General features: G+C 65.2%; 23 protein-coding genes and 1 pseudogene. 13 read left to right on the forward strand and 11 right to left on the reverse strand.

The genetic code is table 11. The annotated features are described in order from the left end of the window. Positions 1-3: 3 nt before the first annotated feature. The 3 genes and pseudogenes from ACI2KK_RS02845 to coaBC form a co-directional block, all read right to left on the reverse strand. Positions 4-1,377 (reverse strand): annotated as a pseudogene (locus tag ACI2KK_RS02845) (phosphomannomutase/phosphoglucomutase); the annotation flags it as partial. A gap of 134 nt (positions 1,378-1,511) precedes the next feature. Next, on the reverse strand, positions 1,512-1,967 hold the full coding sequence (dut, locus tag ACI2KK_RS02850) for a dUTP diphosphatase (protein WP_217840966.1): 456 nt from the start codon (positions 1,965-1,967) through the stop codon (positions 1,512-1,514). A gap of 5 nt (positions 1,968-1,972) precedes the next feature. Beyond that, entirely contained in the window at positions 1,973-3,184 is a 1,212-nt protein-coding gene (coaBC, locus tag ACI2KK_RS02855; protein WP_404667794.1) for a bifunctional phosphopantothenoylcysteine decarboxylase/phosphopantothenate--cysteine ligase CoaBC, read from the reverse strand. A gap of 131 nt (positions 3,185-3,315) precedes the next feature. Here coaBC and radC point away from each other — a divergent pair, with 131 nt between their 5' ends. After that, positions 3,316-3,996 carry a DNA repair protein RadC gene (gene radC / locus ACI2KK_RS02860; RefSeq protein ID WP_404667795.1) on the forward strand — a complete coding sequence of 227 codons (681 nt, stop codon included), beginning with the start codon at positions 3,316-3,318 and terminating at the stop codon, positions 3,994-3,996. A 22-nt stretch (positions 3,997-4,018) separates the two neighbouring features. Here the strand turns inward: radC and ACI2KK_RS02865 are convergent, their stop codons facing one another. Further along, a complete protein-coding gene (locus ACI2KK_RS02865) occupies positions 4,019-5,608 on the reverse strand; it encodes an ABC transporter substrate-binding protein (protein WP_404667796.1) in 1,590 nt (529 codons plus the stop codon). Positions 5,609-5,971: 363 nt separating this feature from the next. Here ACI2KK_RS02865 and rpmB point away from each other — a divergent pair, with 363 nt between their 5' ends. Together rpmB and rpmG are read left to right on the forward strand one after the other, a co-directional pair. After that, positions 5,972-6,208, forward strand: coding sequence for a 50S ribosomal protein L28 (gene rpmB / locus ACI2KK_RS02870; protein WP_054894119.1), 237 nt, complete (start codon positions 5,972-5,974; stop codon positions 6,206-6,208). Between the two features lie 11 nt (positions 6,209-6,219). Continuing rightward, positions 6,220-6,375: a 50S ribosomal protein L33 gene (gene rpmG / locus ACI2KK_RS02875; RefSeq protein ID WP_003253507.1), complete on the forward strand. Its 156-nt coding sequence runs from the start codon at positions 6,220-6,222 to the stop codon at positions 6,373-6,375. Between the two features lie 143 nt (positions 6,376-6,518). On the opposite strand, the gene ACI2KK_RS02880 is transcribed toward rpmG, so the two are convergent. Then, a complete protein-coding gene (locus ACI2KK_RS02880) occupies positions 6,519-6,878 on the reverse strand; it encodes a cupin domain-containing protein (protein ID WP_217840961.1) in 360 nt (119 codons plus the stop codon). 196 nt (positions 6,879-7,074) lie between these two features. Here ACI2KK_RS02880 and ACI2KK_RS02885 point away from each other — a divergent pair, with 196 nt between their 5' ends. Then, positions 7,075-8,568, forward strand: a complete 1,494-nt coding sequence (locus tag ACI2KK_RS02885) for an aldehyde dehydrogenase (RefSeq protein WP_404667797.1) — start codon at positions 7,075-7,077, stop codon at positions 8,566-8,568. Positions 8,569-8,768: 200 nt separating this feature from the next. After that, positions 8,769-9,908: an MFS transporter gene (locus ACI2KK_RS02890; protein WP_404667798.1), complete on the forward strand. Its 1,140-nt coding sequence runs from the start codon at positions 8,769-8,771 to the stop codon at positions 9,906-9,908. A 165-nt stretch (positions 9,909-10,073) separates the two neighbouring features. Here the strand turns inward: ACI2KK_RS02890 and ACI2KK_RS02895 are convergent, their stop codons facing one another. Next, positions 10,074-11,630: a phospholipase D family protein gene (locus ACI2KK_RS02895; protein WP_404667799.1), complete on the reverse strand. Its 1,557-nt coding sequence runs from the start codon at positions 11,628-11,630 to the stop codon at positions 10,074-10,076. A 60-nt stretch (positions 11,631-11,690) separates the two neighbouring features. Next, positions 11,691-13,121 (reverse strand): PLP-dependent aminotransferase family protein, encoded by a 1,431-nt coding sequence (locus ACI2KK_RS02900; protein ID WP_404667800.1) that lies wholly within the window; start codon positions 13,119-13,121, stop codon positions 11,691-11,693. 177 nt (positions 13,122-13,298) lie between these two features. Between ACI2KK_RS02900 and ACI2KK_RS02905 the strand changes: the two genes are divergently transcribed. After that, positions 13,299-13,529, forward strand: coding sequence for a DUF1127 domain-containing protein (locus tag ACI2KK_RS02905; protein WP_217840956.1), 231 nt, complete (start codon positions 13,299-13,301; stop codon positions 13,527-13,529). A 102-nt stretch (positions 13,530-13,631) separates the two neighbouring features. Here ACI2KK_RS02905 and ACI2KK_RS02910 read toward each other — a convergent pair whose 3' ends face one another. Further along, positions 13,632-14,924, reverse strand: a complete 1,293-nt coding sequence (locus ACI2KK_RS02910; protein ID WP_404667801.1) for an NAD(P)/FAD-dependent oxidoreductase — start codon at positions 14,922-14,924, stop codon at positions 13,632-13,634. A gap of 151 nt (positions 14,925-15,075) precedes the next feature. On the opposite strand from ACI2KK_RS02910, the gene ACI2KK_RS02915 reads away from it, so the two are divergent. Further along, on the forward strand, positions 15,076-15,429 hold the full coding sequence (locus ACI2KK_RS02915; protein WP_404667802.1) for a YkgJ family cysteine cluster protein: 354 nt from the start codon (positions 15,076-15,078) through the stop codon (positions 15,427-15,429). A 171-nt stretch (positions 15,430-15,600) separates the two neighbouring features. Here ACI2KK_RS02915 and dadR read toward each other — a convergent pair whose 3' ends face one another. After that, positions 15,601-16,089, reverse strand: a complete 489-nt coding sequence (gene dadR, locus ACI2KK_RS02920; protein ID WP_003258963.1) for a transcriptional regulator DadR — start codon at positions 16,087-16,089, stop codon at positions 15,601-15,603. A 155-nt stretch (positions 16,090-16,244) separates the two neighbouring features. On the opposite strand from dadR, the gene dadA reads away from it, so the two are divergent. The 5 genes from dadA (at position 16,245) to ACI2KK_RS02945 (ending at position 22,047) form a co-directional block, all read left to right on the forward strand. Continuing rightward, the gene (gene dadA / locus ACI2KK_RS02925; RefSeq protein WP_404667803.1) at positions 16,245-17,546 is read left to right on the forward strand and encodes a D-amino acid dehydrogenase; all 1,302 of its coding nucleotides are present in this window, start codon (positions 16,245-16,247) and stop codon (positions 17,544-17,546) included. 131 nt (positions 17,547-17,677) lie between these two features. Continuing rightward, entirely contained in the window at positions 17,678-18,751 is a 1,074-nt protein-coding gene (gene alr / locus ACI2KK_RS02930) for an alanine racemase (RefSeq protein ID WP_404667804.1), read from the forward strand. A 109-nt stretch (positions 18,752-18,860) separates the two neighbouring features. After that, positions 18,861-19,409, forward strand: a complete 549-nt coding sequence (locus ACI2KK_RS02935) for a cupin domain-containing protein (protein ID WP_404667805.1) — start codon at positions 18,861-18,863, stop codon at positions 19,407-19,409. 136 nt (positions 19,410-19,545) lie between these two features. Beyond that, a complete protein-coding gene (locus tag ACI2KK_RS02940; protein WP_404667806.1) occupies positions 19,546-19,968 on the forward strand; it encodes a c-type cytochrome in 423 nt (140 codons plus the stop codon). Between the two features lie 219 nt (positions 19,969-20,187). Further along, a complete protein-coding gene (locus ACI2KK_RS02945) occupies positions 20,188-22,047 on the forward strand; it encodes an acetyl-CoA hydrolase/transferase C-terminal domain-containing protein (protein ID WP_404667807.1) in 1,860 nt (619 codons plus the stop codon). Positions 22,048-22,236: 189 nt separating this feature from the next. Here the strand turns inward: ACI2KK_RS02945 and ACI2KK_RS02950 are convergent, their stop codons facing one another. Continuing rightward, positions 22,237-22,809, reverse strand: coding sequence for a xanthine phosphoribosyltransferase (locus ACI2KK_RS02950; RefSeq protein WP_217840949.1), 573 nt, complete (start codon positions 22,807-22,809; stop codon positions 22,237-22,239). A gap of 63 nt (positions 22,810-22,872) precedes the next feature. Further along, positions 22,873-24,882, reverse strand: coding sequence for a DNA helicase Rep (rep, locus tag ACI2KK_RS02955; RefSeq protein ID WP_217887034.1), 2,010 nt, complete (start codon positions 24,880-24,882; stop codon positions 22,873-22,875). Positions 24,883-25,182: 300 nt separating this feature from the next. On the opposite strand from rep, the gene ACI2KK_RS02960 reads away from it, so the two are divergent. Then, on the forward strand, positions 25,183-26,850 hold the full coding sequence (locus tag ACI2KK_RS02960; protein ID WP_404667808.1) for a putative bifunctional diguanylate cyclase/phosphodiesterase: 1,668 nt from the start codon (positions 25,183-25,185) through the stop codon (positions 26,848-26,850). The last annotated feature ends 45 nt before the right edge of the window (positions 26,851-26,895 follow it).

A 26,895-nucleotide genomic window follows, 5' to 3' on the forward strand; every position in this document is an offset into this window, starting at 1 on the left:
TCGTCAGAACGGCAGTTGCAGGCCGGGTTGGACCCGCAGCAGCTGCGCGCGGAATACAGCCTTGATACGGTCGAGCTCGGCAGCGCTGTCGGCTTCGAAGCGCAGCACCAGCACCGGTGTGGTGTTGGAGGCGCGGACCAAGCCCCAGCCGTGCGGGTAGTCCACCCGCACACCGTCGATGGTGGTGAGGTTGGCCTGGCCCCAGTCGGCGTCGCGTTGCAGAGCATCAATGATGCTGAATTTACCCTCGTCGGTCACATCAATGTTGATTTCCGGCGTGGAAATATCATTGGGGAAGTCGGCGAACAGGCTTTCGGCATCCTGGTCGGCCTTGCTGAGGATCTCCAACAGGCGCGCGGCGCTGTAGATACCGTCATCGAAACCGTACCAGCGCTCCTTGATGAAGATGTGACCGCTCATCTCGCCGGCCAGCAGGGAGCCGGTCTGTTTCATCTTCTTCTTGATCAACGAATGGCCGGTCTTCCACATTAGCGCACGGCCGCCGTGCTGTTCGATCAGCGGGGTGAGGCGGCGGGTGCATTTGACGTCGAAGATGATCTCGGCGCCCGGGTTGCGCTGCAGCACGTCCTGGGCAAACAGCATCAGCAGGCGGTCGGGGTAGACGATGTTGCCGGTGTTGGTCACCACGCCCACGCGGTCGCCGTCGCCGTCGAAGGCCAGGCCGATGTCGGCGCCGATCTCCTTCACCTTGGCGATCAGGTCTTCAAGGTTTTCAGGCTTGCCCGGGTCCGGGTGGTGGTTGGGGAAGTTGCCGTCGACCTCGCAGAACAGCGGGGTCACCTCGCAGCCCAGGGCTTCGATCAGTTGCGGGGCGATCACGCCGGCGGCGCCGTTGCCGCAGTCCACCACCACTTTCAGCGGCTTGGCCAGCTTCACGTCGCCGGTGATCTGCTGGAAGTAGCGCTCGAGGATTTCGACTTTTTGCACGCTGCCTTCAGCGCGGGTCAGGTCGTTGGTCTTCAGGCGGGTCAGCAGGGCCTGGATCTGTTCGTTGGCCAGGGTGTCGCCGGCGATGACGATCTTGAAACCGTTGTAGTCCGACGGGTTGTGGCTGCCGGTGAGCATCACCCCCGACTTGCCGGCCAGCACGTTGGCTGCGTAGTACAGCGCAGGGGTGGGCACCAGGCCGACGTCGGTCACCTGGCAGCCGGCCTCGACCAGGCCCTTGATCAGTTGCTCGACCAGCATCGGGCCGGACAGGCGGCCGTCACGGCCGACCGAGATCTGCGGCTCGCCCTGGGCGAGGGTCTGTGCGCCGATGGCGCGGCCGATCCAGTAGGCGGTTTCGCCGTGCAGGGTCTTGCCCACCACACCGCGGATGTCATAGGCGCGGAATATGCTGTCGGGCAGTGCGGGGACCAGCTGGGCCATGTCGTTCATCTCTGGGACTCCAAGTATTCAAAGGCTTCTGGGCAGGCACAAACTGAACGCTTGGACGGTGGAATGCCCCGAGAGTTCGCCATCCATGGCCCGAACGGTCGGTGTTCGGCTCAGCGGGTGCCGGAGTGGCCGAAGCCGCCAGCGCCGCGTTGGGTCTCGTCGAACTGCTCGACCAGCTCGAAATGCGCCTGCACTACTGGCACCAGAATCAGCTGCGCAATGCGCTCGCCAACGGTGATGGTGAACGGCGTATTGCCGCGGTTCCAGCAGCTGACCATCAGCTCGCCCTGGTAGTCCGAGTCGATCAGGCCGACCAGGTTGCCCAGCACGATACCGTGCTTGTGGCCCAGGCCCGAGCGCGGCAGGATCATTGCCGCCAGGCCCGGGTCGCCGATGTACACCGACAGGCCGGTGGGGATCAGCAGGGTCTGGCCCGGCTCGAGGACGGTGTCCTCTTTGAGCAGGGCGCGCAGGTCGAGGCCGGCGGAGCCGGGGGTGGCGTATTGCGGCAGCGGGAATTCGCTACCCAGGCGGGGGTCGAGGATCTTGGCTTGAAGAGCGTGCATGTAACTTATTGAACCTGGTTGAGCCGTTCGGCGATGAAGGCAACCAGCTGGCGGGCGATCTTGCCCTTGCTGGTCTGCGCGAAGAGGGTCTGGTGCTGCTGGCGGTCGATCACGGTCAGGGCGTTTTCCTCGCTGTTGAAGCCGATGCTGGGGTTGGCCACATCATTGGCGACGATCAGGTCGAGGTTCTTGTCCTTGAGCTTGCGCGTGGCGTAGTCGAGCAGGTGCTCGGTTTCGGCGGCGAAGCCTACGCTGAACGGGCGGTCGGGCCGGCCGGCAATGGTCGCAAGGATATCGGGATTGCGCACCATCTGCAGCAGCATGCCGTCGCCGGTGGTGGGATCTTTCTTCAATTTTTGCGGGGCGACGACTTCCGGGCGGTAGTCCGCGACCGCAGCCGAGGCAATGAACAGGTCGCAGCCCATGGCCGCTTCGCAGGCCGCGAGCATGTCCCGCGCGCTGACCACGTCGATGCGGCTGACCCGGTCAGGGGTGGGCAGGTGCACGGGGCCGGTGACCAGGGTCACCCGGGCCCCGGCTTCGGCGGCGGCTTCTGCCAGGGCGAAGCCCATCTTCCCTGAACTATGGTTGGTGATGTAGCGCACCGGGTCGATGTTTTCTTGGGTAGGGCCGGCGGTGATCAGCACGTGCTTGCCGGTGAGGGCCTCGCGCTTGAAGCTTTCGGCGGCGCACCAGGCAAGGTCGGTGGCCTCGAGCATGCGGCCCAGGCCTACGTCGCCACAGGCCTGGCTGCCCGAAGCCGGGCCGAACACCTGGATGCCGCGGCGCTTGAGCAGCTCGAGGTTGTCCTGGGTGGCCGGGTCGCGCCACATGGCCTGGTTCATCGCCGGGGCCACGGCCACGGTGGCGTCGGTGGCCAGTACCAGGGTGGTCAGCAGGTCATCGGCCATGCCCTGGGCCAGGCGCGCCATCAGGTCGGCGGTGGCCGGGGCGATCAGCACCAGGTCGGCCCACTTGGCCAGTTCGATGTGGCCCATGGCCGCTTCGGCGGCGGGGTCGAGCAAGTCCATGTGCACCGGGTGGCCGGACAGCGCCTGCAGGGTGAGCGGGGTGATGAATTCGGCACCGCCGCGGGTCATGACCACGCGCACCTGCGCGCCGTGTTCCAGGAGTCGGCGAATCAGCTCGGCGCTCTTGTAGGCGGCAATGCCGCCACCCACGCCGAGAACGATGCGCTTGCGATACAGCCGCTGCATAGGCTTGCCTTTATCCAGTGAAAGCGGGCGGCGACGTTCACAACTGCCTGCGGCAGAACGTCGCATTTTCGAAGCGAACTAGATTAACACAGCGGTCAAATTCGCCGCAGTACCACGCGAGGAGGGGGTGGATGAACATCAGGGAGTGGCCGCTCGAGGAGCGGCCGAGGGAAAAACTGTTGCGGCGTGGCGCGGGTAGCCTGTCGGATGCCGAGTTGCTGGCGGTGTTTCTCGGTTCGGGGGTAAAGGGCCGTAGCGTGCTGGACCTGGCGCGCGGGCTGCTGGTGAAGTTTGGCGGTTTGCGCCAGGTGCTCGAGGCCGACCGGCAGGCTTTCGTTGGCGAACTGGGGCTGGGGCCGGTGCGCTACAGCCAGTTGCAGGCCTTGCTGGAAATCGGCCGCCGGCACCTGGCCACGTCTATCGAGCGCGAGTCGGCCATGGACAGCCCGCAGGCCGTGCGGCGTTACCTCAAAGCCATGTTGCGGCATGAGGTCAGTGAGGTGTTCGGTTGCCTGTTCCTCGATACCAAGCACCGGCCGCTGGCATTCGAGATCCTTTTTCGCGGCACCATCGATCGGGCCAGCATCTACCCGCGTGAGGTAGTACGCCGGGCCTTGCTGCACAACGCGGCGGCGCTGATCCTGTGCCACAACCACCCGTCAGGCAATTGTGAACCGAGCCAGGATGACGTGCACCTGACCCAGGTGCTCAAGCGCTCACTGGCGCTGATCGATGTGCGGGTGATGGACCATGTGATCGTCGGCGACGGCGAGCCGCTGTCGATGGTCGAGCGGGGGTGGTTGGCGGGTTAGTGCTGTACAGGCTGTACCGGCCTCATCGCCCCACCGAAACCTTGCTGAAATCCAACCGCCCGAACGGGCTGGCCTGATACCCCTGCACATCCTGGCGCAGCAGCGTCGCGGCGGTCGGATGCGCCAGCGGCACCCACAGCGCCTGCTGCTGGATCAACGTCTGCGCCTGCTGGTACAGCCGGCTGCGCACGCTCTGGTCGTTGGTGGTGCGCCCGGCGTTGATCAACTGGTCCAGGCGGTTGTCGCAGAACCGCGCGAAGTTGGTCCCGGACTGCACCGCCGCGCAGGAAAACTGCGGGCTGAGGAAGTTGTCCGGGTCGCCGTTGTCGCCGGCCCAGCCCATGAACAGCAAATCATGCTCGCCCGCTTTGGCCCGGCGGATCAGCTCGCCCCATTCGATGGTGCGGATCTCGGCCTTGATGCCGACCTTGGCCAGGTCTGCCTGCAGCATCTGCGCGCCTAGCGCCGGGTTGGGGTTGAGCAGGCTGCCCGACGGGCGGGTCCAGATGGTCGTCTCGAAGCCTTTGGCTAGGCCAGCCTTGTTCAGCAGCGCCTTGGCCTTCTTCTGGTCCATGGCATAGCCCGGCAGGTCCTTGGCGTAGCTCCAGGTGTTGGGCGGGTAGGGGCCATTGGCGGCGGTGGCGGTGTCTTCGAACACGGCCTTGATGTAGGCCTGCTTGTCGAAGGCCAGGTTGATTGCCTGGCGCACCTCGGGCTTGTCCAGCGGCGGGTGCTGGCTGTTGATGGCCACGAACGCGGTCATGAACGCAGGCGTTGTTGCCACCTTGAGGTTGCCATCCTTGCCGGCCTCGGCCACATCCAGCGGCTTGGGCGACAGCGCTACCTGGCACTCGCCGCGCTTGAGCTTCTGCAGGCGCACGTTGGCGTCGGTGGTGATGGCGAAGATCAGCGGGTCGACCGCCGGCTTGCCGGCGAAGTAGTCGGGGTTGGCGCGGTAGCGCACCACGGCGTCCTTCTGGAAGCGCTGGAACACGAACGGGCCGGTACCGATCGGCTGGCTGTTGAGCTTCTCGGGGGTGCCGGCCTTGAGCAGCTTGTCGGCGTATTCGGCCGAGTAGATCGAGGCAAAGCCCATGCTCAGGGTGGCCAGGAAGGTGGCGTCCGGGTGGGTCAGGGTGAAGCGCACGGTGTGCGGCTCGGGGGCGTCGATCGACTTGATCAGGCTGCCCAGTTGCAGCGACTGGGCGTGCGGGTAGCCGCCAGGTGCGGTCTTGTGCCAGGCATGGGCGGGGTAGAGCATGCGCTGGAAGCTGAACAGTACGTCATCGGCGTCCAGTTCGCGGCTGGGCTTGAAGTACGCCGTGCTGTGGAATTTCACGTCTTTACGCAGCTGGAAGTCGTAGATCAGCCCGTCCGGCGACACGCTCCAGCTTTCGGCCAGGCTCGGCACCACCTTGCCCTGCTGGGCATCGAACTCGACCAGGCGGTTCATCAGCACGTCGGCCGAGGCGTTGGTGGTGGTCAGCGAGTTGTACTGGACCACGTCGAAGCCTTCAGGGCTGGCTTCGGTGCACACCGACAGCGGCGCAGCCTGGGCCAGGCCGGTGGCGCACAGGGCGGTGAATAACAAGGAAAGGGCGGCGGCACGCATGGTGGCTCCTTGGCTGGTCAGATGGCCCATCTGCCGGTGCAGTCTGGAAATGGCCCTACCCTAGTGTGCGTAACAGCAAATGACCACCTTCTTTTTCAGACCCTTGGCGACGAGCGGTCGACAGCGCGGCGAGCGAGTCGCTATGCTGCTCGGCCGCGATTGGCAGTACGTGGATGCTCACTTTCTGTTGTTGCGGCGTAGTCTTTCTGGTATAAAGCAGCGCTCTTTTCTAGGGGCTCGGCCTGTCGCATCAGCGGATCCGGTCGATAAGACCTCCAGAATCACGGCGCCTGGCGCCAAAGACTGAGAGATTAAGCGGCCAACCCATGCCGGGTTGGGCATGTGGTTTTAGAGGGCTGAGTCATGTCGAGAGTCTGTCAAGTTACTGGTAAGGGTCCAGTAACCGGGAACAACATTTCCCACGCAAACAACAAAACCCGTCGTCGTTTCCTGCCGAACCTGCAGCACCACCGTTTCTGGGTTGAATCCGAGAACCGTTTCGTGCGTCTGCGTGTATCCGCCAAAGGCATGCGTATCATCGACAAGCGCGGCATCGATGCCGTTCTGGTTGACATCCGCAAAGCTGGCGCCAAGGTTTAAGGGAGAACATCATGCGTGAATTGATCCGTCTGGTTTCGAGTGCCGGTACCGGCCACTTCTACACCACCGACAAGAACAAGCGCACCACCCCGGACAAAATCGAGATCAAGAAATACGATCCGGTTGTTCGCAAGCACGTGGTGTACAAGGAAGCCAAGATCAAGTAATTGGTCGGCAACCTGAAAAAAACCCGCAACCGAAAGGTCGCGGGTTTTTTTATGCCTGCTTCCACAGGGATTGCATAAGCTTCATACCCGTGCGGTACCTGTAGGAGCCGGCTTGCCGGCGATGAGGCCAGTACAGGCCTAAATCATTTCTGCTCGAACAGCACATAGATCTTGCGGCACGGCTCCAGCACTTCCCAGGTGCCCTTGAAGCCCGCCGGGATGACGAAGCGGTCGCCAACGCGCAAGGTCTTGGCATTGCCGTCCTGGTCGCGTAGCACCGAAACACCCTGCACGATCTCGCAGTACTCATGCTCGGTGTAGTTCACCGTCCACTGCCCCACCTCACCTTCCCAGACACCCGCGGCAAACTGCCCGCAGGGGCTGGAGTAATGGTTGTAGACAGCCTGGTCCGGCTCGCCCTTGAGGATTTTCTCGGCGGCCGGGCGGTAGCGTTCGGCCTCGGTAAGCACCTGGGCGAAGTCGACGATGCTGGCAATGCTCATGCTGGATACCCTGTGGTTGTTTAATAAAATGAACATCAGTAGGCGTTTAGGCCTTGAGTGTCAAATATATTGATAGTTTGGCCCGCCTGGTTTAGGGTGTCGGATGCCGGTGTGCGTTCATCGCCCGGGCAGAATTTCTGACAGCACCCGTGAGTCCTCAGTGCGGTGCTGCACCTTAACAACAGAGGAGTTTCCTATGACCACCCTGACTCGTGCGGACTGGGAACAGCGTGCCCAGCAACTGAAGATCGAAGGCCGCGCCTTCATCAACGGCGAATACACCGATGCCGCATCCGGTGAAACCTTCGACTGCCTGAGCCCGGTGGACGGACGCTTCCTGGCCAAGGTTGCCAGCTGTGACCTGGCCGATGCCAACCACGCCGTCGACAACGCCCGTGCGGTGTTCGAATCCGGCGTCTGGTCGCGCCTGGCCCCGGCCAAGCGCAAGGCTACCCTGATCCGCTTCGCAGACCTGCTGCGCAAGAACGTCGAAGAGCTGGCCCTGCTGGAAACCCTCGACATGGGCAAGCCGATCGGCGACTCGTCGACCATCGACATCCCGGGCGCTGCCAACGCCATTCACTGGACCGCCGAAGCCATCGACAAGGTCTACGACGAAGTCGCCCCCACCCCGCACGACCAGCTCGGCCTGGTTACCCGCGAGCCGGTGGGCGTGGTCGGTGCCATCGTACCTTGGAACTTCCCGCTGCTGATGGCCTGCTGGAAACTCGGCCCGGCCCTGGCCACCGGTAACTCCATCGTCCTCAAGCCGTCGGAAAAGTCGCCGCTGACCGCCATCCGCATCGCCCAGCTGGCGATCGAGGCCGGCATCCCGAAAGGCGTGCTGAACGTGCTGCCAGGCTACGGCCACACCGTGGGCAAGGCCCTGGCCCTGCACATGGACGTCGACACCCTGGTGTTTACCGGTTCCACCAAGATCGCCAAGCAGCTGATGGTGTACGCGGGCGAATCGAACATGAAGCGCGTGTGGCTGGAAGCTGGCGGCAAGAGCCCGAACATCGTCTTTGCCGACGCCCCGGACCTGCAAGCGGCCGCCGAAGCCGCTGCCAGCGCCATAGCCTTCAACCAGGGCGAGGTCTGCACCGCAGGCTCCCGCCTGCTGGTCGAGCGTTCGATCAAGGACAAGTTCCTGCCCATGGTGGTCGAGGCCCTCAAGGGCTGGAAGCCTGGCAACCCGCTGGACCCGCAGACCACCGTCGGCGCGCTGGTCGATACCCAGCAGATGAACACCGTGCTGTCGTACATCGACGCCGGCCATCAGGACGGCGCCAAGCTGCTGGCCGGTGGCAAGCGCACCCTCGAAGAGACCGGCGGCACCTATGTCGAGCCGACCATCTTCGACGGCGTGACCAACGCCATGCGCATCGCCAAGGAAGAGATCTTCGGCCCGGTGCTGTCGGTAATCACCTTCGATACCGCCGAAGAAGCCGTGGCTATCGCCAACGACACCCCGTATGGCCTGGCCGCCGGCATCTGGACCTCGGACATCTCCAAGGCCCACAAGACCGCCCGCGCCGTGCGTGCCGGCAGCGTCTGGGTCAACCAGTACGACGGCGGCGACATGACCGCGCCGTTCGGTGGCTTCAAGCAGTCGGGCAACGGCCGTGACAAGTCGCTGCACGCCCTGGAGAAGTACACCGAGCTGAAGGCGACCTGGATCAAGCTGTAATCCAGAGGGCCGCTGTGCGGCCCATTCGCGGGCAAGCCCGCTCCCACAGGTGCTGCGCTGCTCTCTAGGCCAGCGGCGGCCCTGTGGGAGCGGGCTTGCCCGCGAATGGGCTGCACAGCAGCCCCAGCCATAGCCGGGTCGGCCATGCTGCCCCGGCTTTGTTGTTTCTGCTGTTCAAGCATTCTGCCTGGGAGGCTTTCATGCGTTGGGGAACCTACTTTGCCGTACTGGCGTCGGTGCTCAGTGTCGGGCTCGCGCTCGGCGTGAGCATGCCGCTGGTGTCCCTGCGCCTGGAGGGCTGGGGCTACGGTGGGTTCGCCATCGGTGTCATGGCTGCGATGCCGGCGGTCGGCGTGCTGATCGGTGCCAGCCTGGCCAGCCGCCTGGCCGGCTGGGTCGGGGTGCCCATGGCCATGCGCCTGTGCCTGTGGGGCGGAGCGCTGTCGATCGGCTTGGTGGCGCTGCTGCCCAGTTACCCGCTGTGGCTGGGGCTGCGCCTGCTGATCGGCATGTCGCTGACGGTGGTGTTCATCCTTGGCGAAAGCTGGATCAACCAGTTGGTGGTCGAGCACTGGCGCGGCCGCCTGGTGGCTTTGTACGGCAGCAGCTATGCGCTCAGCCAGCTGGCCGGGCCGCTGGTGCTGGGCTTTCTCGGCTCGAACGACGACTTCGGCTTCTGGGCCGCCACCGGCCTCTTGTTGCTGGCACCCTTGATACTGCTTGGCCGCGGCGGCGCACCGACCACCGAGGCCTGCAGCGTCACCCTGGGCGACCTGGTCGGCTTTTGCCGGCGTCTGCCGGTGATCGCCTGGGCCATCGCCCTGTTCGCCGCCTTCGAAGCGATGATTCTCACCCTGCTGCCGGTGTACTGCCTGCAGCAGGGTTTTACCACTGAGCTTGCGCTGTTCATGGTCAGCACCGTGGTGGTCGGCGATGCGGTGCTGCAGTTGCCCATCGGCGCGCTGGCCGACCGCATGTCGCGGCGCACGTTGTTCAGCGGCTGTGCTTTGACCCTGATGGTATCCAGCCTGGCGATTCCGCTGTTACTGCACACGCCGGTGATCTGGCCGTTGTGGGTGCTGTTCGGCGCCAGTGCCGGCGGGTTGTTCACCCTGTCGCTGGTGCTGATCGGCGAGCGTTATCGGGATGATGCGCTGGTACGGGCCAATGCCCATGTGGCGCAGTTGTGGGGCATCGGCTGCCTGATCGGCCCGCTGTTGGCCGGGGCCGGCAGCCAGTGGATCAGCGGGCATGCGTTGCCGCTGCTGATGGCGGCGGGGGCGGCGGGGCTGGTGCTGCTGACCCGGCGCAAGGATGCTTTCGAGCCAGAGCCGGCCTGACCCCTGTAGGAGCCGGCAAGCCGGCTCCTACAGGTACAACGCAGGCTTGAAGCTTATGAGGTCCCTGTGGGAGCGGCTTTAGCCGCGAAGCAGGCGACGCGGTGGCTGGCACCGGCTTGGCCGGTGTTCGCGGGTAAACCCGCTCCCACAGGGCGCGCGATAGGTCTACAGCATCTTTTCCAGGCCCACCGCCTTGCTCACCCAGGCATTGAAGCGCCGCCACCAGCCACCCGGCTCGGTCAGCAGCACATGCCGCTGGCCGTTGTCCTCGGTCACCCACACCATCTTGCCGTCCACCAGCTGCGGCTGGTAGCTCAGCGCCGGGGCCATGCCCTGCAGCGCCAGTTCGCGGGTGTACTCGGCCAACTCCGGGCTGTCCACCAGCACCCCCACCTCGGTGTTCCACAGCACCGAGCGCGGGTCGAAGTTGAACGAGCCGATGAAGGTCTTGTGCCGGTCGAACACCATCGCCTTGCTGTGCAGGCTGGAGTCGGAGCTGCCGTGGAAGGTCAGCCCGCGCCGGGTAATCGCATCGCCCGGCTGGCGGCGCAGCTCGTACAGCTGCACGCCATGCTCCAGCAAGGCGCGCCGGTAGGGTGCGTAGCCGCCATGCACCGCCGGCACGTCAGTGGCCTCCAGCGAGTTGGTCAAAAGCTTCACCGAAGTGCCGGCGTCGGCATGGCTGGTCAGGTACAAAAGCCCCGGCTCGCCCGGCACGAAGTAGGCCGACACCAGGATCAGCTCGCGGTGCACGCCGTTCAGCTCCGGTGCCAGCTGGTGGCTCATCAGCAACTGCGGGTCGGGCTCGTCGTCGGCCAGCACCTTGCTCGGCGCATCCCACAACGCCTGGCTGTGGGCCCAGATCAGCTCGTTGCGCCACACGTCCAGGCGCGGCTGGGTCTGGTAGGCCATCAGCCGCTCGTAGGCCGCCTTGCGCTCGATGCGCGCCCGGGCCAGCCAGGTTTCCAGGCGCTGGCGGCTGGCCTGCAGGTCGGCCGCGTCGGGCTGCCACCACAGGTAGTCGCTGATCGGTCGGCTCAGGGCGCTGTTCCAGTACTGGTCGAAGCTGTGCCCCAGCTGCTCGGCCACCGGCCCCACCCCCAACAGGTCGATGTCGGTGAAGTTCAGGTTGGGTTCGGCGTCGAAATACTCGTCGCCCAGGTTGCGCCCGCCGACGATGGCCATGCTGTTGTCCACCAGAAACAGCTTGTTGTGCATGCGCCGGTGCTGGCGCGACAGGTTGAACAGCCGCCCGGCCGCGCGGGTGAAGCCGGTGCTGCGCCCCAGGTGCAGCGGGTTGAACACACGGATCTGGATGTTCGGGTGGGCGGCGAGGGTGCCGATCAGGCTGTCCAGGCCATCGCTGGCGGTGTCGTCCAGCAGCACCCGCACGCGCACGCCGCGGTCGGCGGCGCGCAGCAATTCATGCACCAGGGCGCGGGTGCTCAGGCCATCGTGGACGATGTAATACTGCACATCGATGCTGGCCTGGGCGTTGCGGATCAGCTCGGCGCGGGCGCGGAACGCCTCGTTGCTGTTGGGCAGCAGGCGAAAGCCCGAGCGGCCCTCGTAGGGCGCGGCCTGGCGCTGCACCGAACGGCCGAACGCCGAGTCGCTTGCGGGTAAAGCCTGGCTCACGTCACGGAGCGTGCTGACGCTGGCACAGCCCGAAAGGCCAAGCAGCAGCGCCAGCAGCAGGGGCAGAGTGCGCTGGAGTCTCAAGGGTGGGGCGTCCTGTGCAGCAAGGGCTTATGGGGTTGGACCGTGGCAGGCGGTGCAAAGTTACCCGGCGGGCTGTTCCTGATCCAGTAGACGAATGGCGCTTTGCCCCACCTTGCGTACGGCCTCCTCGATTTGCGGCGTCGGCCGCGCGGCGAAGTTCATGCGCAGGCAGTTGCGGTACTTGCCCGAGGCCGAAAAGATGCTGCCCACGGCAATCTGCACGCCCTGCTCCAGTAAAGCCCGGTTCAGGCGCAGCGTATCGAAACTTTCCGGCAGTTCCACCCACAGCATGAAGCCGCCCTGGGGCCGGCTGGCGCGGGTGCCCGGCGGGAAGTACCGGGTCACCCAGTCGCACATCTGATCGCGGCCGCGCTGGTACTGGCTGCGCATGCGCCGCAGGTGCGGCTGGTAGTGGCCGTCGGCGATGAAGTCGGCAATCGCCAGTTGCGGCTGGCAGGCGGTGCTGCCGGTGCTGATGTACTTCATGTGCAGCACCCGCTCCAGGTAGCGCCCCGGCGCCACCCAGCCGACCCGCAGGCCTGGGGCCAGGGTCTTGGAGAACGAGCTGCACAGCAGCACGCGGCCATCGTCGTCGAACGACTTCACCGTGCTTGGGCGCGGGTAGGTGTAGGCCAGGTCGCCGTACACATCGTCTTCCAGAATCGCCACGTCGTAGCGCTGGGCCAGGGTCAGCAGGGCCTTCTTGCGCGCCTCGGGCATGATGTAGCCGAGCGGGTTGTTGCAGTTGGGGGTGATCTGGATGAGCTTGATCGGCCACTGCTCCAGGGCCAGCTCCAGGGCTTCGAGGCTGATGCCGGTGATCGGGTCGGTGGGGATCTCCAGGGCCTTCATCCCTAAGCCCTTGAGGGTCTGCATGGCGCCGTGGAAGCTCGGCGAGTCCACTGCGACGATATCGCCGGGCTGGCACACTGCGCGGATGCTGCACGACAGCGCCTCGTGGCAGCCGGTGGTCACCACCAGGTCAGCCGGGCCCAGGCGGCAGCCGGAGTCGAGCATCAGCCGGGCAATCTGCTCGCGCAACTGTAGGTTGCCGTGGATGTTGTCGTAATACAGCCCGGGCATGTCCATGCGCCGGCTGATCTGCGCCAGGCTTCGCAGCAGCGGCTTGAGGGTCGGGCTGTCGACGTCGGGCATGCCGCGCCCGAGCTGGATCACGTCACGCTGCGGGGTGCTGCGCACCAGTTCCAGCACCTGCTCCCACTGGGAGATATCCACAGGCCGCTGGGCCGGCCGGCTGATGTCCGGCAGCGCCGGCAACTGGCGGTCTTCGGCGACGAAGTAGCCGGACTTGGGCCTGGGCGACACCAGGCCGTTGTCCTCCAGCATGCGGTAGGCCTGCTGCACGGTGCTCAGGCTGACGCCGTGCTCGACGCTCAGCGCCCGCACCGACGGCAGGCGCTGCCCGGGGCGGTACAGGCCCTGCTCGATGCGCGAGCCGAGCAGTTCTGCCAGGTTGAGGTAGAGGGTCACGGCATACTCCGGGAGTTTTGTAGGAGGCGACCAATACAGATCGTAGGAAAATACTCCATTCAGCCCACTTTCCGCCAATTCTGTATGGAGATAATAAACAGCGGTTGAATCTGTATTGCAAAAGGCTGCAAAGCGCAAGCTGTGCCCACAGTATTAACCGAGTGGGAGTACGCAGTGATGGGCAGCTTGAGCGATGTGCGTGTGCAACTGTTGGCCAAGGAACTGGAGGCCGGGCAACGAACCAGAATCTACGACCCGCTGGCCAACCTCAGCCGCTGGGGCCTCATGCTGCATCGCTGGCGCACCCGCAAGGCGCTGCTGGAGCTGGATGCACGCCAGCTGCGCGATATCGGCCTGAGCTGGGAGCAGGCGCGGGAGGAGGGGTGCAAGCCGTTCTGGCGCGAATGACTGGGCCTTTGTAGGAGCCGGCTTGCCGGCGATGGCGCCCGGCCTGGCAGCATCATTGCCGGGGCGGGCCCTATCGCCGGCAAGCCGGCTCCTACAGGGGCCTCACATCAATTCTTTGAGCCGGTACCACAACATCCCCAACGCCAGCACCGGCGAGCGCAGTAGCTTGCCACCCGGGAAGGTCGGGTGCGGCACCTTGGCGAACAGGTCGAAGCGCCCGCCCTGCTGCCCGCAAATGGCCTCACCCAGCAGCCGCCCGGCCAGGTGCGTGGCGTTCAGGCCATGCCCGGAATAGGCCTGGGCGTAATACACGTTGGGCTGGCTGGCCAGCCGGCCGATCTGCGGCAGGCGGTTGGCGCCGATGCCGATCATGCCGCCCCACTGGTAGTCGATGCGCACATCGGCCAGTTGCGGGAACACCTTGAGCATCTTCGGGCGCATGTACGCGGCAATATCCTTGGGGTCGCGCCCGGAGTAATGGCAGGCACCGCCGAACAGCAGGCGGTGGTCGGCCGACAGCCGGTAGTAGTCCAGCGCCACGCGCTGGTCGCACACCGCCATGTTCTGCGGCAGCAACTTGCGCGCGTGCTCCTCGCCCAGCGGCTCGGTGGCGATGATGTAGCTGCCGGCAGGCAGCACCTTGCCGCCCAGCTCGCGGTTGAGGTCGTTGTGGTAGGCGTTGCAGCACAGCACCAGGGTCTTGGCGCGCACCTGGCCCTGGGCGGTGTGCACCTTAACCTGCGGGCCGTAGTCGATGCGGGTGACCTCGGACTGCTCGAACAGGCGCACCCCCAGGCGGGCGGCGGCAGCGGCCTCGCCGAGGGCCAGGTTGAGCGGGTGCAGGTGGCCCGAGCCCATGTCAATCAGGCCGCCGGCGTATTGCTCGGAGCCGACCACGCTGTGGATATCGTCCTTGGCCACCAGGCGCAGCTCGTGGCGGTAGCCGAGGCTGCGCAGGGCGTCGGCTTCCTCGGCGAAGCCTTTGAGTTCGTCGGGCTTGTTGGCCAGGTCGCAGTAGCCCCAGGTCAGGTCGCAGGCGATGGCGTGGCGCTCGATGCGTTCGCGGACGATTTCCACCGCTTCCAGGCCCATGAGTTTCATGGCCCGCACACCGTCCTCGCCGATCACCGGCAAAAACTGCTCCAGGCCATGGCCGACGCCGCGAATCAGTTGCCCGCCGTTGCGTCCGCTGGCGCCCCAGCCAAGCTTGCGCGCCTCCAGCAAAATCACCGACAGGCCGCGCTCGGCCAGCTCGATGGCGGTGTTCAGGCCTGAATAGCCGCCGCCGACGATGCACACATCGGCGCTGTGCCCGCCCTGCAGAAAGGCGTGGTCGGAGTGTGGCGCGCTGCTGGCGGCGTAATAGGAGGCGGCGTGCTGCGCGCTGTGGACCATGGGTCGATTCCTGACGTGGGGCGGGGAAGGGGAGGATAGGCATCAGGCCAATCGCGGGGCAAGCCCGCTCCCACGACCAGTCTTGCGTAGGAGCGGGCTTGCCCCGCGATTGGGCCTATAATCCAGCACCAAAATTCCAGATGCACCGCCCATGCCCTGCAACCGCCACAAGATCCACTTCCTGCGTGAACTCATCCCCTCGTTCGAGTGCGAGCCCGGCTGCCATGACTGCTGTGGCCCGGTCACCACCTCGGCCGAAGAGATGGCCCGCCTGCCGCGCAAGAGCCAGGCCGAACAGGATGCGGCCCTGGAACACCTGAACTGCGTACACCTGGGCCCCAACGGCTGCACTGTCTACGAAGAACGCCCGATGATCTGCCGGTTGTTCGGCACCACCCCGCGCCTGGCCTGCCCCCGTGGCCGCGGCCCGGCGCAGCCGATCGACCCGGGAGCCGAACAGCTGGTGCATCAGTTCATCGCCACCACCCGGCAAGTTTTGGTCTGAATCCGCTGGACCCATTCGGGATTGCCGGGGCCGCTTCGCGCCCCATTCGCGACACAAGGCCGCTCCTACAAATTATCGCGGTTTCTGTAGGAGCGGCCTTGTGTCGCGAATGGGGTGCGAAGCGCCCCCAGCGAGCTGAAGACGAACCAAATGCGTCGAAGGGGCAGCCTCTCAATCCGGAATCGGCAGGCAAAGGCTCTCTTTCACCTCTTCCATCACGATATAGCTCTTCGACTCGCGCACGTGTGGCAGCTTCAGCAGGATGTCGCCGAGCAGCTTGCGGTACGACGCCATCTCCGAAATGCGCGCCTTCACCAGGTAGTCAAAGTCGCCCGACACCAGGTGGCATTCCAGCACGTGGGGCAGCTTGAGCACCGCGCGGCGGAACTCCTCGAAGGTGTCGCCCGATTTGTAGTCCAGGCTGATCTCGACGAACACCAGCAGGCTGCCCTTGAGGTGCTGCGGGTTCAGCCGGGCGTTGTAGCCCATGATGATCCCCTCGCGCTCCAGGCGGCGCACGCGCTCGGTGCACGGGGTGGTCGACAGCCCGACTTTCTCGCCCAGTTCGGTGAACGAGATACGGCCGTCATTCTGCAGGATCCGCAGGATGTTGCGGTCGATCTTGTCCAGTTCACGCTTGCTCTGGTGCTGGGTTCTCATAGGGGATGCCGCTCCGTCAAAGGCGTTTTTGCCGAGAATTCTCGCCAAATATAGGCCTTTATATAGTGAATTGCACTGGGCTCGGATTCATATACTGCGCGCATCCATGCCATTTCAACAAAAGACTGCGGTGCGCCGCGTGCGAGGGATAAACAATGCGAGTTCTGGTACTTGGTAGCGGTGTGATCGGAACCGCCAGTGCCTATTACCTGGCCCGGCAAGGTTTCGAAGTAACGGTGGTCGACCGCCAGCCGGCGGTGGCCATGGAAACCAGCTTTGCCAACGCCGGCCAGATCTCGCCGGGCTATGCCTCGCCCTGGGCCGCTCCGGGCGTGCCGCTCAAAGCCATCAAGTGGCTGCTGGAGCGCCACGCGCCTTTGGCCATCAAACTGACCGGCGACGTCGACCAGTACCTGTGGATGGCGCAGATGCTGCGCAACTGCACCGCCAGCCGCTATGCGGTGAACAAGGAGCGCATGGTGCGCCTGTCCGAGTACAGCCGCGACTGCCTCGACGAGCTGCGCGCCGAAACCGGCATCGCTTACGAAGCTCGCACCCTGGGCACCACCCAGCTGTTCCGTACCCAGGCCCAGGTGGACGCCGCAGCCAAGGATATCGCCGTGCTGGAGCAGTCCGGCGTGCCTTACGAGCTGCTCGACCGCGACGGCATTGCCCGCGTGGAGCCGGCCCTGGCCGGTGTCAAAGGCATCCTCGCCGGCGCCCTGCGCCTGCCCAACGACCAGACCGGCGACTGCAAGCTGTTCACCACCCAGCTGGCTGAGCTGGCGATCAAGGCAGGCGTCGAGTTTCGCTTTGGCCAGGACATCCAGCGCCTGGACTTTGCCGGCGACCGCATCAACGGTGTGTGGGTCGACGGCAAGCTGGAAACCGCCGACCGCTACGTGCTGGCCCTGGGCAGCTATTCGCCGCAAATGCTCAAGCCGCTGGGCATCAAGGCGCCGGTGTACCCGCTCAAAGGTTATTCGCTGACCGTGCCGATCACCGATGCCGCCATGGCGCCGACCTCGACCATTCTCGACGAAACCTACAAGGTCGCCATCACCCGTTTCGACAACCGCATCCGCGTCGGCGGCATGGCCGAAATCGCAGGCTTCGACCTGTCGCTGAACCCGCGCCGGCGTGAAACGCTGGAGATGATCGTCAACGACCTTTATCCTCGCGGCGGCGACCTGAGCCAGGCCGATTTCTGGACCGGCTTGCGCCCGGCCACCCCCGACGGCACCCCGATCGTCGGCGCCACCCGGTACCGCAACCTGTTCCTCAACACTGGCCACGGCACGCTGGGCTGGACCATGGCCTGCGGCTCCGGCCGCCTGTTGGCGGACCTGATTGCGCGCAAGAAGCCGCAGATCAGCGCCGCAGGCCTGGATATTTCCCGCTACGGCAACGAACCGGAAGTGGCCAAGCAGGGTCATACGGCGCCTGCCCACCAGTAAGGCAGGCACCTGTGCCGGCCCTTTCGCGGCTAAAGCCGCTCCCACAGCAAGCGCGTCCCCTGTGGGAGCGGCTTTAGCCGCGAAGAAGCAAACAGCGTTTTCAACCTGAACCACCATAAGGCAAAGCCGCCATGCGCCCCGCCCGCGCCCTGATCGATCTCCAGGCCCTGCGCCACAACTACCGCCTTGCCCGTGAACTGACTGGCGCCAAGGCCCTCGCCGTGGTCAAGGCCGACGCCTACGGCCATGGCGCGGTGCGCTGCGCCCTGGCTCTGGAAGCCGAAGCTGACGGCTTTGCCGTGGCCTGCATCGAAGAGGCGCTGGAACTGCGCGCAGCCGGTATCAAGGCCCCGGTGCTGCTGCTCGAAGGCTTTTTCGAGGCCAGCGAGCTGGCGCTGATCGCCGAGCACGACCTGTGGTGCGTGGTGCACTCGCCGTGGCAGCTCGAAGCCATCGAAAAGACCCCTGTGCGCAAGCCGCTGACCCTGTGGCTGAAGATGGACACCGGCATGCACCGGGTCGGCATCCACCCCAAGGACTACCACGACGCCTATCAGCGCCTGCTGGCCAGCGGCAAGGTGTCGCGCATCGTGCTGATGAGCCACTTCGCCCGCGCCGACGAGCTGGACGCCGCCGCCACCGAGCAGCAGGTGGCCGTGTTCGAAGCCGCCCGCGAGGGCCTGAAGGCCGAATGCAGCCTGCGCAACTCGCCGGCGGTACTGGGTTGGCCGAGCATCCAGAGTGATTGGGTGCGCCCGGGCATCATGCTCTACGGCGCCAGTCCGTTCGAGGCCGAGCAGGCCCAGGCCAGCCGCCTGCAACCGGTGATGACCCTGCAATCGCGGGTTATCAGCGTGCGTGAACTGCCTGCCGGCGAGCCGGTGGGCTACGGCGCCAAGTTCATCAGCCCGCGCCCCACCCGGGTGGGCGTGGTCGCCATGGGCTACGCCGACGGCTACCCGCGCCAGGCGCCCACCGGCACCCCGGTGGTGGTGGCCGGCAAGCGTGCCCAGCTGATCGGCCGAGTGTCGATGGACATGCTCTGCATCGACCTCACCGAGGTGCCCGAAGCCACGGTCGGCAGCCCGGTGGAGCTGTGGGGCAAGCAGGTGCTGGCCAGCGATGTGGCGCAACAGGCCGGGACCATCCCCTACCAGATCTTCTGCAACCTGAAGCGCGTGCCGCGGGACTATATCGGCGAATAACGCCGTGAAGCGGACAGGCTGTGGGGCGGTGTGTTGTAAATACTGAACGGCATTGCCATCATATCGTTCACACTTCCCCCCACCTCGACCGTTTCTGGAGGCGCACGCTTTGGACGTCGGTGAACGACTGCAAGCCATCCGCAAGCTCAAGGGCCTGTCCCAGCGCGAACTCGCCAAACGCGCCGGGGTGACCAACAGCACCATCTCGATGATCGAGAAGAACAGCGTGAGCCCGTCCATCAGCTCCCTGCGCAAGGTGCTCAGCGGCATCCCCATGTCCATGGTCGAGTTCTTCTCGGTGGAGCTGGCGCCGGAAAGCCCCACGCAGATCGTCTACAAGGCCCACGAGCTGATCGACATCTCTGATGGTGCCGTGACCATGAAGCTGGTCGGCAAATCGCACCCCAACCGCGCCATTGCCTTTCTCAACGAGGTCTACCCGCCCGGCGCCGACACCGGTGAAGAAATGCTCACCCACGACGGCGAAGAGACCGGCATCCTGCTCGAAGGCCGCCTGGAGCTGGTGGTCGGCACCGAGACCTTCCTGCTCGAAGCCGGCGACAGCTACTACTTCGAAAGCACCCGCCCGCACCGTTTTCGCAACCCGTTCGCCGAGCCGGCACGCCTGATCAGCGCGGCTACCCCATCGAACTTTTGATCCAGCGCAGTGCATTGATTCGCCAATACCCTTTCGCCAAGTAGGGTCGTTTCACGCCTTCCGGGTTCCCGCTATACTTTTCAACGCTCGCAATTCCGTGGCCGCGGGCGTGATTAGCCACCATGAGGGTGTTCGCGTGAACCAAATCAAGAAGATGCTGGCCGTACCAGCAGCCGTATTCGCCCTATGGGCAATCAGCGCAACCGCTGCGACCAACGACGACCTCGCCAAGCGCCTCGAGCCGGTGGGCCAGGTGTGCGTGCAGGGCCAGGAGTGCAAGGGCATGGAAGTGGCGGCCTCGGCCGGCGGCGGCGGTGCCAAGACCCCCGATGACATCATCGCCAAGCACTGCAACGCCTGCCATGGCAGCGGCCTTCTGGGCGCGCCGAAGATCGGCGACAGCGCAGCCTGGAAAGAGCGTGCCGACCACCAGGGCGGCCTTGACGGCTTGCTGGCCAAGGCCATCACTGGCCTCAACGCCATGCCTCCCAAAGGCACCTGCGCGGACTGCTCGGATGATGACCTGAAGGGCGCGATCAAGAAGATGTCGGGGCTGTGAGTCATAGCTAAATTGCACAGGGCCCGCCTTTGATGGCGGGCTTTGTTTTTGTGTTGTCAGTGCCGGCCCTATCGCGGGCAAGCCCGCTCCCACAGGACCCGAATTCAGCGCCGTCCCCTGTAGGAGCCGGCTTGCCGGCGATAGGGCCCGAACAGGCAACCAATCCCCTGCCGCCCCTGTCCAACCCCTGAACCCAAGGACGACTCAGGAGGCCCCCGCATGCACCTCTGCTCCATCGACCTAGCCGTCGAGCAGGCCCTGCAGCGCCTGCCGGCGCATATCCACATGGGCCTGCCCCTGGGCCTGGGCAAACCCAATGCCTTCGTCAACGCGCTGTACGCACGCATCCGCGAGCTGCCCGAGCGCCGCCTGACCATTTACACCGCCCTGTCCCTCGGCCGCCCACCGTTGGGTGACGGCCTGCAACGGCGCTTCCTCGAGCCCTTCGTCGAGCGCGTGTTCGCCGACTATGAAGAACTCACCTACCTCGCCGACCTACGCGCCGACCGGCTGCCTGCCAACATCCGCGTCGAGCAGTTCTTCATGCAGCCCGGCAGCCTGCTGCACAGCGACGCCGCGCAGCAGGGCTACGTCAGCAGCAACTACAGCCATGCCGCCCGCGACATCAACGCCAAGGGCCTGAACCTGGTGGCCCAGCTGGTCGCCGCCACGCCCGAGCGCCCCGGCCACCTGAGCCTGGCCTGCAACCCCGACATCACCCTCGACCTGCTGCCGATGATCGAAAAGCGCCGTGCCGCCGGCGAAACCATCCTGCTGCTCGGCCAGGTACACAGCGAGCTGCCCTACATGCCGGGTGATTCGGAGCTGGCCATCGACGCTTTCGACCTGTTGATCGACAGCCCCGAGCAGCGCCGCCTGTTCAGCACCCCAAACATGCCGGTGTCCACCCAGGACCACTGCATCGGCTTGCACGCCAGCACCCTGGTGCGCGACGGCGGCACCTTGCAGATCGGCATCGGTGCCATGGGCGACGCGGTGGCAGCCGCGTTACTGGCGCGCCAGGGCGACAACGAGGGTTACCGGGCGCTGCTCGCCGAGCTGGATTGCGCCCCGTGGCAGGCGCTGATCGAGCGGGAAGGGGGCCTGGATGCCTTCGCCCAAGGCCTGTACGGCTGCAGCGAGATGTTCGTCAACGGCCTGCTGGCCCTGGCCGAGGCCGGCGTGGTGCGGCGCCCGGCAGACGAGCAGGGCGTGCTGGTGCACGGCGGTTTCTTCCTCGGCCCGCAGGCGTTCTACCAGCGGCTGCGCGACATGCCGCTGGCGCAGCGGGCACAGTTCGCCATGACCCGCATCAGCTTCATCAACGAGCTGTACGGGCAGGAAGAACTGAAACGCCGCCAGCGCCGCGATGCGCGCTTCGTCAACACGGTATTCGGCATGACCCTGCTTGGCGCCGGGGTTGCCGACCAGTTGGAAGACGGCCGCGTGCTCAGCGGCGTGGGCGGGCAGTACAACTTCGTCGCCCAGGGCCATGCCCTGGACGGGGCGAGGTCGATCCTGCTGCTGCGCAGCTGGCGCGAAGCGGGTGGGGAGGTGACGTCCAACCTGTACTGGGCCTACGGCCACTGCACCATCCCGCGACATTTGCGCGACATCGTCATCACCGAATACGGCATCGCCGACCTGCGCGGGCAGACCGACAGCGCATGCATTACGCGGCTGCTGGCGATCAGTGATTCACGTTTTCAGGGTGAGCTGATGGCGCAAGCCAAGGCAGCGGGCAAGCTGGCGAAGGATTTCGAACTGCAAGAGCGCTACCGCGACAACACCCCCGAGCGCCTGGAGGCGGTCCGCATGCAGCATGCGCGGCTGTTCCCGGAGTACCCGCTGGGCAGTGATTTCACCGGCGAGGAGCGCGACCTGCTGCGGGCGCTGAACTGGCTCAAGAGCAAGTTCAAGCTGAGCGAGGTGCTGGAGCTGGGCAAGGCGGCACTGGAGGCGCCTGGGCCTGAAGGGTATGAGGCGCACCTGGTGCGCATGCAGTTGGACCGCCCGAAGGGGCTGAAGGAGGAGCTGTACCAGCGGTTGTTGCTGGCGGGGTTGCAGGCGACCCAGTAACCGACACGTGGGAGCAACTGTCTTGTGCTGGCTGAACCGGCCTCATCGCCGGCAAGCCGGCTCCTACAGGTACAACGTAGGCTTGAAGCTTATGCGATCCCTGTGGGAGCGGGTTTACCCGCGAATGCAATGTTGAACCCACCATCGCATTCGCGGGTGAACCCGCTCCCACAGGCTCGCTGTGCGGCCTTACTCGATGAAGGTAACCACACCACCTTCCAGCGACTTGACCCGGGCCAGCGACTCAACGCGGTAACCCTGGCTGTCCAGCTCGGCGCGGCCGCCCTGGAACGATTTCTCGATGACGATACCCAGGCCCGCCACGGTGGCGCCGGCTTGCTTGATGATCGAGATCAGCGCCTGGGACGCCTTGCCGTTGGCCAGGAAGTCGTCGATCACCAGCACGCGGTCGCTGCTGTTGAGGTGGCGCGGCGAAATGGCCACGGTGTTTTCGGTCTGCTTGGTGAAGGAATACACCTTGGCGGTCAGCAGGTTTTCGGTCAGGGTCAGCGACTGGTGCTTGCGCGCGAAGATCACCGGCACGCCCAGCTTCAGGCCCGCCATCACCGCCGGGGCAATCCCCGAGGCTTCGATGGTGACGATCTTGGTCACACCGGAGTCGGCGAACAGGCGGGCGAATTCGTCACCGATCAGCTGCATCAGCGCAGGGTCGATCTGGTGGTTGAGAAACGCATCGACTTTCAGAACCTGATCGGAAAGCACGATGCCTTCTTCGCGAATTTTCTGCTGCAGTGCTTCCACTGTGTATCTCCGATGTAACAAAGGTGGCCGCATCAAAGCGGCAACGTTAAGAGTAAGGGTTGATCAGCGTTTGAGCATTGCCCGAATATCGGCCAGGGCGTTGTTGCCCCGGGCGGCTTTCACTTCCACGGGCGCATCGTCCAGGCCTTCCCAGGCCAGGTCGTCCGGCGGCAGCTCGTCGAGGAAGCGGCTTGGCGTGCAGTCGATGATTTCACCGTACTGCTTGCGCTTGGCGGCAAAGGTGAAGGCCAGGGTCTGGCGCGCGCGGGTGATGCCCACGTAGGCCAGGCGGCGTTCCTCTTCGATGGTGTCGGCCTCGATGCTCGAGCGGTGGGGAAGGATCTCCTCCTCCATGCCCATGATGAACACGTAAGGGAATTCCAGGCCCTTGGAGGCATGCAGGGTCATCATCTGCACGCCCTCGGCGTTCTCTTCCTCTTCCTGCTGGCGCTCGAGCATGTCGCGCAGCACCAGCTTGCCGATGGCATCCTCGATGGTCATCTCACCCTCTTCGTCCTTCTCGAGGGTGTTCTTCAGTGCTTCGACCAGGAACCAGACGTTGCTGATACGGAACTCGGCCGCCTTGTCGCTGGCGGTCTGCTGGCGAATCCAGTTTTCGTAGTCGATGTCGCGGATCATCTCGTGCAGCGCGGCGATCGGGTCTTCCAGCGCCACCTTGTGGCGCACCCCGTCCAGCCAGTGCTTGAAGCGTTGCAGGCGCTCGGTGTAGCGGGCATCCAGGTGTTCGCCCAGGCCCATCTCGTCGCTGGCGGCGTACATCGAGATGCCGCGCTCGGTGGAGTAGTTGCCGAGCTTTTCCAGGGTGGTCGAGCCGATTTCCCGGCGCGGCACGTTGATTACCCGCAGGTAGGCGTTGTCGTCGTCCGGGTTCACCAGCAGGCGCAGGTAGGCCATCAGGTCCTTTACTTCCTGGCGGCCGAAGAAGCTGTTGCCGCCGGAGAGGCGGTACGGCACCTGGTGGTGCTGCAGCTTCAGTTCGATCAGCTTGGCCTGGTAGTTGCCCCGGTAGAGGATGGCGAAGTCGCTGTACGGGCGGTTGGTGCGCAGGTGCAGGGTGAGGATTTCCATGGCCACGCGCTCGGCCTCGGCTTCCTCGTTCTTGCAACGGATCACGCGGATCTCGTCGCCCACGCCCATCTCGCTCCACAGCTGCTTTTCGAAGGCATGCGGGTTGTTGGCGATCAGCACGTTGGCGCAGCGCAGAATGCGGCTGGTGGAGCGGTAGTTCTGCTCCAGCATGACGATCTTCAGGGAGGGGTAGTCCTCCTTGAGCAGCATCAGGTTCTCCGGCCGCGCGCCGCGCCAGGCGTAGATCGACTGGTCGTCGTCGCCCACCACGGTGAACTGGTTGCGCATGCCGATCAGCATCTTCACCAGCAGGTACTGGCTGGCGTTGGTGTCCTGGTATTCGTCCACCAGCAGGTAGCGCACGCGGTTCTGCCAGCGCTCCAGCACGTCGGGGTGTTCCTGGAACAGTTTGACCGGCTGCAGGATCAGGTCGTCGAAGTCCACCGCGTTGAACGCCTTGAGCGTGCGCTGGTAGTGGGTGTAGACGATGGCGGCGGTCTGCTCGCGCGGGTTGCGTGCTTTTTCCAGCGCCTCGGGCGGCAGGATCAGGTCGTTTTTCCAGGCACCGATCATGTTCTTGATCTCGTCGATGCCGTCGTCGCCGGAGTATTCCTTCTGCATGATGTCCGACAGCAACGCCTTGATGTCGGACTCGTCGAAGATCGAGAAGCCTGGCTTGTAGCCCAGGCGCTCGTGCTCCTTGCGGATGATGTTCAACCCCAGGTTGTGGAAGGTGCACACCGTCAGGCCCCGGCCCTCGCCCGGGCGCAGCAGGGTGGCGACCCGTTCCTTCATTTCGCGCGCGGCCTTGTTGGTGAAGGTCATCGCGACGATGTACTGGGCACGGATGCCGCAGTTCTGGATCAGGTGGGCAATCTTGCGCGTGATCACGCTGGTCTTGCCGGAGCCTGCACCAGCGAGCACCAAAAGAGGGCCGCCGACGTAGTCACGGGCTTCCTGTTGCCGGGGGTTGAGTCGGGACATGCTAGAAACCGGGGGTCGCCAGAAAATAGCCGCGCATTCTAGCAGGCATGAGGGGTTTGTGGCGTGACCGTCTGACGCGAGAGTCAACGTTTTTGCCCGATTGCCACGGCTTGCGGGCAATGTCCGTGCAAATCGCCGAAATCCCGTTTGCTGCCTGCGCCGCTTTCGAGCAGGATGCACGTCAAAATGCGTCGGGTAGCCGCCACGGAAGGTTAGTGACTAAAAGTGAAAATCATTTTCATTTGTTGCGGTAGGATAGCCCGCGCCCGCCGATACACCGCCCACGCCTAAGGAGCCCGCTTGTCCACGCCCGCCGAACCCCTGCGTTTGCTGCTGTTGGCCGATGAGCCCGAGTGGGCCGCGCGCCTGCGCGAGTGTTTGCAGCCGCTGGCGGGCAGTGCGGTGCTGTTGACCGCGCCGGACTGGGCGGCGGTCGACAGCCTGTTCGCCAATGACCGCCAGGCCGTGGTGTTGGCAACCCCGGCCTTGCAGCCGGCGCCCGGGCGCTGCGAGCTGCCGACCATCCTGTTGCTGGAGCAGGAACCGGCCAGTGCCCCGGTGGGGGTCAGCGACTGGCTGGTGCTGGCACAACTGACCAGCGACACCCTGCGCCGCTCGCTGCGCCACGTGCGCGAACGCGGCGTGCTGGTGGCCACCCTGCAGCGCCTGGCCGAGCAGGACCCACTCACCGGCATCGCCAACCGCCAGGGCTTCCAGGCCCTGCTGACCGCACGCCTGGCCGAGAACGACGGCCGCGGCGTGGCCCTCGGGCACCTGGACCTGGACAACTTCCGCCACGTCAACGACGCCCTCGGCCACCAGGGCGGCGACCGCCTGATCCTGCAGGTGGTGGCACGGCTGCAGAAGCAGCTGGAGGCCGGCGACCAGCTGGCGCGCCTGGGCAGCGACGAGTTCGCCCTGCTGATCGACACCCGCCGCGACGCCAACCGCGCCGAGTGGCTGGCCGAACGCATCGTCGAGGCTCTGGCCGAAGCCTACTGGATCGACGGCGAGAGCCTGCTGCTGGGCTGCAGCCTGGGCCTGGCCCACGCCCGCGCCCAGGCCGGCGCCGACCCGTTGATGTGGCATGCGCACATCGCCATGCGCCAGGCCAAGGGCAGCCAGGGCTGCACCTTCCATGTGTTCAACGAGCGCATCAACCGCAATGCGCGCAGCCTCGCCGACCTGGAAAGCGAACTGCGCCGCGCCTTGCGCCGCGACGAGCTGGAGCTGCATTACCAGCCACGTTTGAACCTGGCCGATGGCCGCATCGTCGGCCTCGAAGCCCTGGTGCGCTGGAACCACCCCGAACGCGGCCTGCTACCGCCCAGCGAGTTCGTGCCGCTGGCCGAGCAGAGCGGGCTGATCGTGCCGCTGGGCTACTGGGTGATCGCACGCGCCTTGAAAGCCATGCAGGCCCTGCGCGAAAGCGGCCTGGCGCCGCTGCACATGGCGGTGAACCTGAGCTTTCGGCAGTTTCAGGACAGCCAGCTGCTGGCCACCCTGAGCCGCCTGATCGTCGAGCACGGCGTGGATGCGCGCTGGCTGGAGTTCGAGCTGACCGAAACCGCGGTGATGCGCCGCAACGAGCTGGTACGCCAGACCATGGACGCCCTGGGCCGCCTGGGCGTGCGTTTTTCGCTGGATGACTTCGGTACCGGGTTCTCCTCGTTCGTGCACCTGAACAGCCTGCCGATCACCCTGCTCAAGGTCGACCGCAGCTTTGTCGGCGGCATGGAGCAGCGTGAAGAGAACCGCAAGCTGGTGCACGCGATGATCAACCTGGCCCACAACCTCAACCTCGAAGTGGTCGCCGAAGGGGTCGAGAGCGACGAGCAGATGGCGCTGTTGCGCGGGTTTGGTTGCGACCAGGTGCAGGGCTTTCTGGTCAGCCGCCCGCTGCCGGTGGCCGAGTTGATCGAGTACCTGCTGCAAGCCGCAAAGCCCCGCCTGGTAGAGAGCCTGTAGGAGCGGCCTTGCCGGGGCGCCGGACCGGTCGGAAAGGGCTGCGCA

Source organism: Pseudomonas sp. NPDC089406 (assembly GCF_044900265.1).
GTDB classification, from domain to species: Bacteria; Pseudomonadota; Gammaproteobacteria; order Pseudomonadales; family Pseudomonadaceae; genus Aquipseudomonas; species Aquipseudomonas fakonensis.